This window comes from Halopseudomonas aestusnigri (assembly GCF_002197985.1).
GTDB classification, from domain to species: Bacteria; Pseudomonadota; Gammaproteobacteria; order Pseudomonadales; family Pseudomonadaceae; genus Halopseudomonas; species Halopseudomonas aestusnigri.
The window spans coordinates 741557-755067 of sequence record NZ_NBYK01000001.1; the positions used below are offsets into that span (position 1 = coordinate 741557).

General features: G+C 60.7%; 10 protein-coding genes. 3 read left to right on the plus strand and 7 right to left on the minus strand.

The genetic code is table 11. From position 1 onward, the window contains the following. Positions 1-66: 66 nt before the first annotated feature. The gene (locus B7O88_RS03500; RefSeq protein WP_088273788.1) at positions 67-1317 is read left to right on the plus strand and encodes a serine hydrolase domain-containing protein; all 1251 of its coding nucleotides are present in this window, start codon (positions 67-69) and stop codon (positions 1315-1317) included. Between the two features lie 244 nt (positions 1318-1561). On the opposite strand, the gene B7O88_RS03505 is transcribed toward B7O88_RS03500, so the two are convergent. Next, complete coding sequence (locus B7O88_RS03505; RefSeq protein WP_088273789.1) at positions 1562-2659, minus strand: ABC transporter ATP-binding protein; 1098 nt, start codon at positions 2657-2659, stop codon at positions 1562-1564. Positions 2660-2665: 6 nt separating this feature from the next. Further along, entirely contained in the window at positions 2666-3571 is a 906-nt protein-coding gene (gene argF / locus B7O88_RS03510) for an ornithine carbamoyltransferase (RefSeq protein ID WP_088273790.1), read from the minus strand. A gap of 264 nt (positions 3572-3835) precedes the next feature. On the opposite strand from argF, the gene B7O88_RS03515 reads away from it, so the two are divergent. Together B7O88_RS03515 and grxD are read left to right on the plus strand one after the other, a co-directional pair. Further along, positions 3836-5929 carry a molybdopterin oxidoreductase family protein gene (locus B7O88_RS03515; protein WP_088273940.1) on the plus strand — a complete coding sequence of 698 codons (2094 nt, stop codon included), beginning with the start codon at positions 3836-3838 and terminating at the stop codon, positions 5927-5929. Between the two features lie 69 nt (positions 5930-5998). After that, positions 5999-6319, plus strand: coding sequence for a Grx4 family monothiol glutaredoxin (gene grxD, locus B7O88_RS03520; RefSeq protein ID WP_088273791.1), 321 nt, complete (start codon positions 5999-6001; stop codon positions 6317-6319). A 128-nt stretch (positions 6320-6447) separates the two neighbouring features. Here grxD and B7O88_RS03525 read toward each other — a convergent pair whose 3' ends face one another. From B7O88_RS03525 to B7O88_RS03540, 5 genes are all read right to left on the minus strand, one after another. Then, entirely contained in the window at positions 6448-8475 is a 2028-nt protein-coding gene (locus B7O88_RS03525; RefSeq protein ID WP_088273792.1) for a polysaccharide biosynthesis protein, read from the minus strand. Between the two features lie 74 nt (positions 8476-8549). Beyond that, the gene (locus B7O88_RS17915) at positions 8550-8720 is read right to left on the minus strand and encodes a hypothetical protein (protein WP_160003136.1); all 171 of its coding nucleotides are present in this window, start codon (positions 8718-8720) and stop codon (positions 8550-8552) included. Positions 8721-8785: 65 nt separating this feature from the next. After that, a complete protein-coding gene (galE, locus tag B7O88_RS03530; RefSeq protein WP_088273793.1) occupies positions 8786-9811 on the minus strand; it encodes a UDP-glucose 4-epimerase GalE in 1026 nt (341 codons plus the stop codon). Positions 9812-9867: 56 nt separating this feature from the next. Then, on the minus strand, positions 9868-11694 hold the full coding sequence (gene glmS / locus B7O88_RS03535; RefSeq protein WP_088273794.1) for a glutamine--fructose-6-phosphate transaminase (isomerizing): 1827 nt from the start codon (positions 11692-11694) through the stop codon (positions 9868-9870). A 167-nt stretch (positions 11695-11861) separates the two neighbouring features. Beyond that, positions 11862-13421, minus strand: a complete 1560-nt coding sequence (locus tag B7O88_RS03540; RefSeq protein WP_088273795.1) for a methyl-accepting chemotaxis protein — start codon at positions 13419-13421, stop codon at positions 11862-11864. Between the last annotated feature and the right edge of the window lie 90 nt (positions 13422-13511).

Genomic DNA, 13511 nt, shown 5'->3' on the forward strand with positions numbered 1-13511 from the left:
AGCTTGGCGGTGTGTCCCATGATAGGTAAATTAGCCATCCCAATCCCATAACAGAGTAGAACAACAATGATCGGATTACGGATACGTACCCTGTTGGGCGGGATGTTGCTCGCCGGCGGCCTCGTCTCTGGCAGTTGGGCTGACAGCGCGCCCGAGGCGTTCTCGCAGCAGCGTCTGGATGCCTTTGGTGCGACGATGGCCGAGGAAGTCCAGCAGGGGCGAATCGCGGGCATTGCAACGCTGGTTTACCAAAACGGTGAGGTGGTACAGCGTGGCCAATACGGGTTTGCGGATCGCGAGCAGGGCAAACCACTGACGCCCGACAGCCTCTACAAGATTTTCTCGCTGACCAAGCTGGTGACGGGCACTGCGCTGCTGACGCTTTACGACGAGGGTCGTTTCGAGCTGGATGATCCGGTCGGTAAATACATTCCCGAGCTGCAAGATCTTCAGGTTGCCATCGCCGATGGCCCGGACGGTATGCCCGAGACGGAGCCGTCAGCGCACCCGGTGACCATTCGTGAGCTGATGACCCATACCGGCGGCTTCACCTATGGTCGCTTCGGCAATACCCAGGTCGATCAGCTGTATGTCAAGGCGGATATTCAGAACCCTGATTCCACCTTCGCCGACATGATGGCCAAGCTGCAGCACATTCCGCTGCTCTATCAGCCGGGCACCGTATGGAACTACAGCATCTCGGTTGATATCCAGGCCTATCTGGTTGAGGTGCTGTCGGGCAAATCGTTTGATGTCTATCTGCAGGAGCACCTGTTCGATCCGCTGAAGATGGTCGATACCGACTTCTATGCGCCGGCAGGCAAGGCCGAGCGACTGGCGCTGTCCTACAAGCCACAGGAAGACGGTTCGCTGGCGCCGTTGCCCAATACACCATTTCTCAGCAAGCCGCGGTTTCTCAATGGCGGTGGCGGGCTGATCTCGTCAATGGACGACTATCTGCGGTTTGCGCGCATGTTGCTGGCTGGCGGCGAGCTGGACGGGGTGCGGATTCTCAAGCCAGAAACGGTCGAGTTGATGCGTCAGAACCAGCTGCCGGAGGGCGTGGAGAATATCGGCCCGTTCTTTCCCGGTAACCAGTTTGGCCTGAACGTGGCGGTGGTCAACGACTCGCCCGCTGCGGGTTATTTGCCCGAAGGCACTTATTGGTGGTGGGGAATTCAAGGAGCCTGGTGCTGGATTGATCCGGCCAATCAGGCGATTGTGATCGGCATGATGCAGAATACCGACTATCGTCTGTCACGGATGATTCACGGCAAGGCGAGTCGTGCGCTGTATGGGCCGGCTGCGGGGCAGTGAGGTTCCCGTGTAGGGTGGACACGCCGTAGGCTTGTCCACCGTCTGGCGGAGGTCCAGACTGTTTGGTGTACACGCCTTTGGCTTAGTACACCCTACGGTTCAGCGCGCCGGTAGGGCGGATTAAGCGCAGCGTATCCGCGGGTGCCGACACACGGGTTGCAGTCTTGTGCAGGTTGATTGGTGTACACGCCGTTGGCTTAGTACACGCTACGTGGAATGGGCGCTGCGGGTGACGTCAGGCTGACTAGTTGGCGTTGAGGACCTGCTCCAGCGGCAGCTGGGCGTGCAGGTTGACGCTGCCCTGGGCTGGGAACACGACCAAATGCTCCGCCGCGACCCGCAGCCCGACCTCGTCGCCGGGCTGATGATCGGCGTGGCTGGGAAACAGGGCTTCCAGCTGGGTGCCGGTCTGCAGTTGCATGCGGTAGAGGATGGTTGCGCCCTGGAAGGTGCGATCAATAATTCGCGCCCGCAATTCGCTGTGAGCATCTCCCACCAGGTCGTCCGGCCGCAACAGGACATCGACCGCACCACCTACCGGTAACTGGTAAGCCCGGTTGCCGTGAATGACTCCCAGCTCGGTCTGTACCGTGTCGCTGGAGAGCAGCTGGCCGCGAATGAAATAACCCTGACCGATGAAGCTGGCAACAAAGGGCGTCGCCGGTTCGTGGTAGAGGTTGTACGGGGTGTCCCATTGCTGCAGTTGGCCGTCTTTCAGCACGCCGACGTGATCGCACACGGCAAAGGCCTCGGCCTGATCATGGGTCACCAGCATGGCGCTGATACCGCGGGACTTGAGAATGTCGCGCACTTCAGCCGAGAGCCGGCGGCGCAGTTCACCATCGAGATTGGAGAAGGGCTCATCCAGCAGCAACAGCCGTGGGTTGGGGGCCATGGCCCGGGCCAGCGCAACGCGCTGCTGTTGACCGCCGGATAGCTCATGCGGATAGCGTGAGCCCAGCTTGTCCAGCTTTACCAGAGCCAGAAGCTCTTCGACGATGCGTTTGCGATCCGGACTCTTGTGAATGCCGAAGCCGACATTTTCGGCGACGGTCAGGTGCGGGAATAGCGCATAGTCTTGAAACACCATGCCAATTTGCCGCTGCTCGGGGGCAACTCGCAGGGTTGGGGTGCTCAGGGCCTTGCCATCCAGCAGGATTTCGCCGCCGCTGATGGGTTCAAACCCGGCGATGGCGCGCAGAGTCGTGGTTTTGCCACAGCCGGACGGCCCCAGCAGACAGCCTATGTCGCCTTCTCGCAGGCGAATGCTCAGGTCGTTGACGATCAACTGCCGGCCATAGCCGCATTTGAGGTTGTTCAGCTCTAATACCGGGCTGGACATGCTGCCTCACTCAACCAGCAAAAATTCGACCAGCGCCTTTTGAGCGTGCAGGCGGTTTTCGGCCTGATCCCAGACAACGCTGCGCGGATCGTCCATCAGTTCGTCGCTGACTTCCTCGCCGCGGTGGGCCGGAAGGCAGTGCATAAACAGCACGGACTCGTCGGCCGCATCGAGCATCGCAGGCGTGACCTGATAGGGCGCGAACTGCTTCAGGCGTGCTTCCGCTTCGTCTTCCTGGCCCATGGACGCCCAGACATCGGTATTGACCAGATGGGCACCGGCAACGGCTTCCATCGGATCGCGCATTACGGTGACACGGTCACCAGCCTGTTCAAGGAACTGCGCCGAGGGCTCGTAGCCTTCCGGGCAGGCGACGCGAAGCTGGAAATCAAACTGGATGGCAGCCTGAATAAAGGTATTGCACATGTTGTTGCCATCGCCAATCCAGGCCACCGTCTTGCCCTTGATCGGGCCGCGGTGCTCCAGATAGGTCTGCATGTCGGCCAGCAGCTGGCAGGGGTGCAGGTCGTCGCTCAGGCCATTGATGATCGGCACCTTGGAGTACTGGGCAAAGGTTTCCAGCGTGCTGTGGGCGAAGGTGCGGATCATGATCGCATCGCACATGCTGGACAGTACACGGGCGCTGTCTTCGATCGGTTCGCCGCGGCCCAGTTGGGTGTCACGCGGGGACAGGAAGATAGCCTGGCCACCCAGATGAATCATGCCGGCTTCAAAGGATACGCGGGTACGGGTCGAGGCCTTTTCGAAGATCATCCCCAGTACGCGGTTTTTCAGCGGCTCGTACACCACGCCCTGACGATGCAGTGACTTCAGTTCGATGCCGCGTTTGATCAGGCCAATGAGTTCTGCTTCGGAGCAGTCCATCAGCGATAGAAAGTGCCGTGTAGTCATATGTGTACTACCTGAGTTACCTCGGTCGCCCGGCGACCGGAAACAGTGACCCGTACCACGACCTGACGGCCTGGTATCAGCCACAGCAAATAAAGAGAAGCCGGGATCTTATAGGGAAATTCCGGGCAAAGGCAAATAAAGCGGTCTGGCCGGCAGATTCAGTGGCTGAATAGACCCGTATTCTGCCGCGCGCGGCGCGGTGGCGAGCCAGCCGCAACAGCCCCTAGAATGGTTGATCATAATAATATCTGCCTGGTGAATGACATGTCTGTGACCCACTACCGCGCCTGCCACCTGTGCGAGGCCATCTGTGGCCTGGCGATTGAGACCGAAGGTGACCGCATTCTCTCAATCAAGGGCGACCCGAAAGACCCCTTCAGCCGCGGCCACATCTGTCCCAAGGCGATTGCCCTGCAGGATATCCAGGATGATCCGCAGCGCCTGCGCCGGCCGGTGAAGCGGGTTGACGAGCGCTGGGAAGAGATCAGCTGGGACGAGGCGTTTGCACTGGTGACAGAGCGTCTGGCGGAGATCCAGCAAAAGCATGGCAATAACGCCGTGGGCGTCTACATGGGCAACCCGAATGTGCATAACTACGGCTCCATGACCCATGGCAACTACTTCCTGGGGCAACTGCACACCCGCCAGCGCTACTCGGCCACCTCGGTTGATCAACTGCCGCACCATCTGGTGTCGCTCTGGCTCTATGGCCACATGCTGATGATCCCGATCCCTGATATTGACCACACCGATTACTTCCTGATGCTCGGCGCGAACCCGCTGGCCTCCAATGGCAGCATCATGACCGTGCCGGACGTGACCAAGCGCATCAAGGCACTGCAGGGGCGGGGTGGCAAGCTGGTGGTGGTCGATCCGCGACGCAGCGAAACGGCTGCCATTGCCAGTGAGCACCTGTTCATTCAGCCGGGTACCGACGTTGCATTGCTGCTTGGCTTGCTCAATACCCTGTTCAGCGAGCAGTTGACCCGCCAGAGCCCGGTGCTGGACAGCACTGCCGGGCTGGCAGAGGTGCGCGATGCGGTTGCCGAGTTCACCGCTGAGCGGATGGCTCCTGCGTGCGGCATTCCAGCCGAACAGATCCGCCAATTGGCACGAGACTTTGCCGGCGCCGAGCGCGCGGTCTGCTACGGGCGCATGGGCGTGTCGGTCCAGCGTTACGGCACCCTCTGCCAGTGGCTGATTCAGGTCATCAATCTGGTCACCGGCAATGTGGATGTGCCCGGCGGTTCGCTGTTTCCAGAGCCTGCGTTTGAGGTGGCATCGGCCCGGCGCCCCGGCCATTTCGACAAGTGGCGCTCGCGGGTCTCCGGGCTTCCGGAGTTTAACGGGGAGCTGCCGGTTGCTGCGCTGGCCGAGGAGATTCTTACCCCGGGCGAGGGGCAGATCCTCGCACTGGTCACCTCGGCGGGCAATCCTGTGCTGTCCACGCCCAACGGTCGTCAGCTTGATGCAGCGCTGGAGAGTCTGGAGTTCATGGTCAGTGTGGACCTCTATATCAACGAGACCACCCGTCACGCCGACGTGATTCTGCCGCCCACCGCATCGCTGGAACACGATCACTACGACATCACCTTCAATAACTTCGCTGTGCGCAACGTCACCCGCTATAACCAGCCGGTGTTGAGCAAGCCCGAGGGCGCGCTGCACGACTGGGAGATTTTTGTTGGTCTTGGCAAGGCGTTTGCTGCTGCGACCGGGCAGCCGGCGCGGCCAACGCAGCCACCGCATGAACTGGTCGATATGGCGGTGCGTGCCGGCCCCTATGGCGACCGCCTGTCGCTGGACGTACTCAAGGAAAACCCGCACGGTATCGATCTTGGCCCGCTGCAGCCCAACCTGTTGCGTCGAATTCAGACCGAGAGCCGGCGCATTGAACTGGCGCAGCCCGCCATGCTGCAGGATCTGCAGCGGGTTGCCGCCGAGCTGACAGAACTGGCACCGGCCGCTGGTGAGTTGCGCCTGATCGGCCGTCGCCATGTGCGCAGCAATAACTCCTGGATGCATAACTATCGGCGTCTGGTGAAGGGTAAGCCGCGTGATCAGTTGCTGATGCATCCGGACGACCTGACCGCGCGCAATCTGCAGGATGGGCAGCAGGTGACCGTGCGCTCGCGGGTGGGTGAGGTGCAGGTGGCGGTCTGCGCCAGCGATGAAATGGCACCGGGCGTGGTCAGTCTGCCCCACGGTTGGGGGCACAACCGTCCCGGCATTCAGATGGATGTTGCCGAGCAGCATGCCGGTGTCAGCGTCAACGACCTGACCGATGAGCGCTTCCTTGACCCGGTCACGGGCAACGCCGCGTTGAACGGTCTGCGGGTTGAGGTGGTGGCAGCATAAGCGAGCGCTTTGCTGTAGAATGCCCGGTCAGCAACGCGTTCGAACGCCCTTTACGTTACGAGGAATACCATGGATATCATCGATACCATCAAAGAACAGATCGCCAACAACCCGGTGCTGATCTACATGAAAGGCGCGCCGAATGCTCCGCAGTGCGGCTTCTCTGCTCGTGCCGTGCAGGCGCTGATGGCCTGTGGCGAGAAGTTTGCCTATGTGGATATCCTGCAAAACCCGGAAATTCGCGCCAACCTGCCGGCTTACGCTAATTGGCCGACGTTTCCGCAGCTGTGGATCAACGGTGAACTGGTTGGTGGCAGTGACATTATTCTGGAACTGCACGAATCCGGTGAGCTGCAGGAAATGATCAAGGCTGCCCAGCCGGCAGCCTGAAGGTCTTCCACTACTGCAGTAAAACGCCCGGGCGCTTCAAGCCTCGGGCGTTTTTGTTTTTCCTGCCTGATCAAATCAGTGGCAGTGGTGGGGAGGGGCGTGAAACCAGCACGCCTGCTCCGCAGGGATTATCGCTGGGGCTGGCTCAGAGCTCCGAGTGAATGTTGCCGCTGTTCGTGGATCAGATCGACAATGCCGTTGCTGGGCTGGTAACCGTTGACGGTATCCAGCAGCAAGGCCCGGACATCATCATAGGCATCTGCTTTCACCGCCTGACTCATACGGTTCAGTACGTCACGCAGGGTTGGCCAGTCGATGAACTCCTCGTTTGCCCGATGGATCTTGGGGTGCGCGGTCGGTTCTGGGTTGTCGCCGATCAGCAGCTCTTCGTAGAGCTTTTCCCCGGGGCGCAGGCCAGTGAAGGTAATGGCGATATCGCCGTTGGGGTCTACCTCGTCCCGTACGGTCAGACCCGACAGCATGATCATCTTGTGTGCCAGTTCGATAATGCGCACTGGCTCGCCCATGTCCAGCACAAACACGTCGCCGCCTTCTCCCATGGAGCCTGCCTGAACAACAAGCTGCGCAGCCTCGGGAATGGTCATGAAGTAGCGGGTAATATCGGGATGGGTGACGGTAATCGGTCCGCCGCGCTTGATCTGTGAGCGAAACAGCGGGATCACCGACCCAGACGAGCCCAGCACATTACCAAAACGCACCATGGTAAAGCGGGTGCGGTTGAGCACCGGCACGCCGCTATCGTCGCCCCACAGATTCGGTGCAGACTCGGCGCTGAGCGCCTGCAATACCATTTCCGCCAGGCGTTTGGTCGCACCCATCACATTGGTTGGACGAACGGCCTTGTCGGTAGAGATCAGTACACAGTTCTGCACGCCGCAGCGAATCGCCGCCTGAGCGACTTTCAGAGTGCCGAACACGTTGTTCATGATCCCTTCGGCCACATTGTGCTCGACCATGGGAACATGCTTGTAGGCGGCGGCATGGTAGACCGTGTTCACCTTCCAGGCAGCCATGGCGTCGACCAGGCGGCCACTGTTGCGCACCGAGCCCAGAATCGGGATCAGTTCTATTGGCAGCTGCTGGGCGTTGATCCAGCCCTGCAGCTCGGTATGAATGGCATACAGACCGAACTCGTTGTGCTCAAACAGGACAAGCTTGGTCGGACCGGCATTGACGATCTGGCGGCACAGCTCACTGCCGATGGAGCCACCGGCGCCCGTTACCAGCACGACCTTGTCCCGAATGCAGAAGTCCATCAGTTGCTCGACCGGTTCGACAGGGTCACGCCCCAGCAGATCGGCAATGTCCACTTCCTGCAGGTCGTCAACCTTCACCTTGCCGCTGGCAATATCCATGATCCCCGGGATACTGCGCACGTGAACCTGAAATCCGGCCAGGCGATACAGGATCTGTTGCCGGGTTGCTCGCGTCGCGGACGGAATGGCCAGCAGGACTTCCTTGATATCCGCCTCGGCGATCAATTTTGCAATGTGCTCGGAGGAGTACACCGGCAACCCGCCTATCACCCGCCCGACCAGACTGGGATCGTCGTCAATGAAGGCCTTGGGTTTATACATTCGCCCCAGACGCAGCGACGCCAGCAACTGATTGCCTGCCGCCCCGGCACCGAAAATCGCTACCGGCACGCCGGCCTCCTGATCGACAGCGGTCTGCTGCGGTCGAGGACCCGCGCCCATAAGCCAGTCGCCCATGAAGTACTCACGGGCAGCAAGGCGCAAGCCGCCGATCAACAGCAGCGATAGCCACCAGTATGAAACCATGGCCGAGCGCGGAAACAGGATATCCCAGCCGCTGTCGCGCGCTGCCAGTACCACCATTACCAGGGCCAGGAACGACAGCGTTACCGCCTTGAAAATACACAGCAGCGCCTGACTGCCGAAGTAGCGCATTACCGCGCGGTACATGCCCATGCGAATGTAGATAGGCAGTGCGAGTGCCGGCGCGAGGACAAACAGCAGACGTTGTTCGCTCGTGGGGAATACCCAGTTGGTTTCGCCACCCAGGCGCAGGAACAGTGCCAGCCACAGGGCAGCCCAGATCAGAAGCAGGTCCGCAACAATCTGGATAGAGCGCTTCTGGGCGTAACTCAATCCAATCAGTCTTTCCTTGAGCATCTTGCTCTCCAATGTAACAAAACAGGTGCGAGTATACGTGATGCTAAATGGCTATTATCCGATACAGTTTGAGGTCAATTTTGTGCATTGCCCATTGCCCATTGCCCATTGCCTGTCGGCACATCAATCTGTCGGTTATCCAGACCCGGAAATAGCCCGATATTATTGGTGCGATAAAGAATCGAGTCGGCAAGCGCTCCGCATGCAGTGCTTCCTGGTGAGGATAGCCGGGCGCGCAGCATCATGCCTTCGAACTCATCACACTATTGGTCTGCGTGAGATTGTTGTGACCCGATATGCCCTAGGCAGTTCACCGGTAGCCGTTGGGGTTCTGCTGTTGCCAGCGCCAGGCGTCAACACACATGGCGTCGACATCGCGCTCCGCGCGCCAGCCGAGTTCACGAGCAGCGAGGGCAGGGTCGGCATAGCAGCTGCCTACGTCGCCGGGACGCCGGTCGACAATCTGGTAGGCCAGCGTCTTGCCGCAGGCTCGTTCGAAGGCATGCAGCATGTCGAGTACGGAGTATCCGTTGCCGGTGCCCAGGTTGAAGGCAGCCAGACCCTGCCGGCGTGCAAGCCATTGCAGCGCCTTGACGTGCCCCTCTGCCAGGTCCATGACGTGGATATAGTCGCGCACGCCGGTGCCATCGGGGGTGTCGTAGTCGCCGCCAAAGACGCTCAGATGATCGCGGCGGCCGACGGCAACCTGGGCGATGTAAGGCAGCAGGTTATTGGGAATCCCTGCCGGGTCTTCACCGATCTGCCCGCTTGGGTGTGCCCCGACGGGGTTGAAATAGCGCAGCAGTGCCAGATTCCAGCTGGCGTCACTGCGGTAGAGATCACGCAGCATCTCCTCGATCATCAGTTTGGAACGGCCGTAGGGATTGGTGGCGCTGGTGGGGAAATCTTCGGTGATTGGCAGGCTGACCGGGTCGCCATAGACAGTGGCCGATGAACTGAACACCAGGTCATGCACCCCGGCTTTCTGCATGGCCTGCAACAGGGTGACCGCACCGCTTACGTTGTTGTGGTAGTACGTCAGCGGCTCTGCAACCGACTCGCCCACCGCCTTGAGCCCCGCAAAGTGAATCACGGCGTCAATCTGCGTTGTTGCGAGCAGACGGTCCAGCAGATCGCTGTCGTTGACATCGCCGGTGACGATGTCGAGCGTCTTGCCGGTGAGAGCCTGCACGCGTTTCAGGGCCTCGGGCGAGCTGTTGCTGAAGTTGTCCAGCACGATGACCTGGTAGTCGCTTTCGAGCAGGCGCAGGCAGGTATGCGAGCCGATATAGCCGGCGCCGCCGGTGACCAGAATGGTGTCTGTGTCGGTTTTCATGCTTGTCTCCGGTAGCGGCGCATGTGGTCAGACATGCGCCGCAGTCTCAACCGCCATTACTCGACGGTAACGGATTTGGCCAGATTGCGCGGCTTGTCGACGTCGGTCCCCTTGACCAGCGCGACGTGGTAACTCAGCAACTGCAGTGGCAGGGTGTAGATGATCGGCGAGATGCAATCTTCCACCCAGGGTAGCCGGATATTGCTGACTTCCGGGTCAGCGCTCTGCTCAATGGTTTCGCAGGCAAAGTTGATCAGCTGGCCACCGCGGGCACGTACTTCTTCCAGGTTTGACTTGAGCTTTTCCAGCAGGCTGTCGCTCGGCGCAACGGAGACTACCGGCATATCTTCATCCACCAGTGCCAGCGGGCCGTGCTTCAGCTCGCCGGCGGCGTAGGCCTCGGCGTGAATATAGGAAATTTCCTTGAGCTTGAGCGCACCTTCCATCGCAATGGGGTAGTGCGGGCCACGGCCCAGAAACAGAGCGTGGTGCTTGTTGGCAAACTGTTCGGCCAGCGCAATGATGGCCGGCTCCAGCGCAAGCACCTGTTCTGTCAGTGCCGGCAGCTTGCGCAGGGCATCGACGTTACGGGCGACGAACTGGCTCTGGCCGCGCGCCTGTGCCAGAGCGGTGGTCAACCACAGCAGCGAAACCAGCTGGGTAGTAAAGGCCTTGGTTGAGGCGACGCCAATTTCCGGGCCGGCATGGGTCAGCAAGCGCCAGTCGGCTTCGCGCACCAGCGAGCTGCCGGCGACGTTGCAGATTGCGAGGGTGGCCAGGTAGCCCTGATCCTTGGCGTAACGCAGCGCGGCCAGGGTGTCTGCGGTCTCGCCAGACTGGGAAATCGTTATCAGCAGGGTATTGGCCGGAACCACGACACTGCGGTAGCGGAATTCGCTGGCAACTTCGACCTGGCAGGGAATACCGGCCTGTTCTTCGATCCAGTAGCGGGCGACCAGACCGGCATGGTAGCTGGTGCCGCAGGCAACGATATGGATGTTGGCGATGTCTGCCAGACGGGTTTCCGCCTCAGGGCCGAGGATCGCGGTCAGTACGTGATCGTCGCCCAGTGTGCCGGCCAGGGTGTCGCTGATGGCCTGTGGCTGCTCGAAGATTTCCTTGAGCATGAAGTGGCGGTATTCGCCCTTGTCCAGGCTGTGGGCTGCGTGTTCATAGCGAACGACCGGTCGATCGGCTGAGTTGCCGGCGCGGTCCCATATCTCGCAGTTGGTCAGCGTGATGCGGGCGTAGTCGCCTTCCTCCAGATAGCGGAAGCGATCGGTAACCTGCAGCAGTGCCAGCGGGTCGGAGGCAAGATAATGTTCGCCGCTGCCTTCACCGATCACCAGCGGGCTGCCCATGCGAGAGCAGTAAAGAGTCCCGGGTTCGGAGTCGTGAATCACGGCGAGTGCGTAGGCGCCGTGAATCTCGCTCAGGGTGCTGCGGAACGCGCTGAGCATGTCACCGGTTTCGGCAAAATGGTGCGCCAGCAGGTGAGCGACGACCTCGGTATCGGTCTCGGACGTAAAGCTGTAGCCCAGATCCTGCAGCCGTTTGCGCAGCGGCGCGTGGTTCTCGATGATGCCGTTGTGGACGATGGCCAGTCCGCTGGACAGGTGAGGGTGTGCGTTGTGTTCTGCCGGTTTGCCGTGAGTGGCCCAGCGTGTGTGGGCGATACCGAGGTGGCCGCTTACCGGCTTGGCCTGCAGTGCGTTTTCCAGCTCGATAACCTTGCCAACGGCACGTATGCGCTGAATGCTGCCGGCACTGTCTACGACTGCGACGCCAGCCGAGTCGTAGCCGCGGTACTCAAGACGCCGCAGACCCTCAAGCAGGATGGGAGTGATGTCACGCTGGGCGGTGGCACCGACGATTCCGCACATGGATATATCCTTGTTTCACAGGCAAAGGCAGGCAGTTTAGCACCGTCGCCAGACGGGTGGGTAACGTCGGAGTGACGGCAGCATAAGGTGGTCGGAAAGCTGGGGTATGGGGGCAGTGAGGTCGGCCGGCCGAGCTTGGCTCGGCCGGCGCTGGCTGGGCTGGCTGATTAGCGTCGGTTGAAACGATCGACCAGATTAACCTGGCGTTGCGCGGTATTGGCCAGCTCGCCACTGAGTTCGGCGCTGCGGCTGGCCTGCTTCTCGGTGCTGTCTGCCAGGGTAGCGATATTGGTGACGTTACGGTTGATCTCTTCGGCAACGCTGCTCTGTTCCTCGGCTGCGCTGGCGATTTGACCGGCCATCTCATTGATGCGCTCGATAGCCTGGCGAATCCCCTCCAGTGCTTCGTCGGCTTCAGCGACCTGAGCGACACCGCGCTCGGCCTGCTCGTTGCCGGCCTGCATGGTGTCGACGGTGCTCTGGGCTGCCTGCTGCAGATTGGCGATCAGGCTGTGAATCTGCTCTGTCGATTCAGCGGTACGGCTGGCCAGGGCACGAACCTCGTCGGCAACCACGGCGAAACCGCGCCCCTGCTCACCAGCGCGCGCCGCTTCGATGGCGGCGTTAAGAGCCAGCAGATTGGTCTGCTCGGCGATGCCCTTGATGACGTCCACCACGGTGCCGATCTCGCGAGCATCGGAAGCCAGCTTATTGGTGACAGTACTGGCTGAATCAACTGCGCCGGAGAGGTTCTCGATGGCGATGCGTGCATTGCTGGCGAGCCGCTTGCCCTGTACCGCCAGATCGGCCGCGTCGCGGGTTGCATCAGCAGCGCTTTGCACGTTGCCGGAGACCTGCAGAGTCGCGGCTGCCATCTGGTTGATAGCGGTTGCGACCTGGTCGGTTTCGGCGCGCTGCTGGGCCAGACCTTCGCTGCTGCGACGGGCAATCTCGCTGGCCTCCTGCGCCTGTTCTTTGAGGCGTGCCGCGCTGTCACCAACCCGGGTAAGACAGGTCTGCAGGCGAGCCTGCTGGCTGTGAATGGCCATCTCCAACTGGCCCATTGCGCCGCGAAACGGGGTATACATTTGCGCCAGCAGGGGATCGCTGATGCTGTTGCCTGCCATTTTGACGATGCGCTGCAGGCGGTGTTCCAGTGCCGATTTCATCGCATAGCCTGCCGGCAGGCCGGCAAGGGCAGCGACGGCTACGCCCGGCCAGCCGAACAGGGTGCCAGCGGCACCGCTGGCTGCCATGGCCAGGACCGATGGCAGGACCTGAAGGGCCATACCCGCAAAGTCGCCCTGAACTGCATTGCCGCCCCGAGCCAGGCGCTGGTAAAGCGCGGCAGCGCGTTCGATCTGACCGGCAGTGGGTTTGACCCTCACCGATTCATAGCCGGTAATCTGGCCGTTTTCCCAGATCGGTGTGACGAAGGCATTGACCCAGTAATGGTCGCCGTTCTTGCAGCGATTCTTGACGATGCCCATCCACGCCTTGCCGGCTTTCAGGTCGGCCCACATATGAGCGAAGACCGCTGGCGGAACGTCAGGATGGCGCACGAGGTTGTGAGATGTGCCGACCAGCTCTTCGCGGGTAAAACCACTGATCTCGACGAAAACGTCGTTGCAATAGGTGATGACGCCCTTGAGATTAGTGGTCGAGATCAGACGCTGGTCCGCCGCAAAGCTTCGTTCACGCTGGGTTACGGGTTGATTGTTACGCATCGGCGAATGTCCTTGAGTGTCTGTCCGGGAGCAGTAGCGGACTGACTGTTGTCTAAGCTGGTATATCGGCAGTGAGTTCGATGGCTGTAG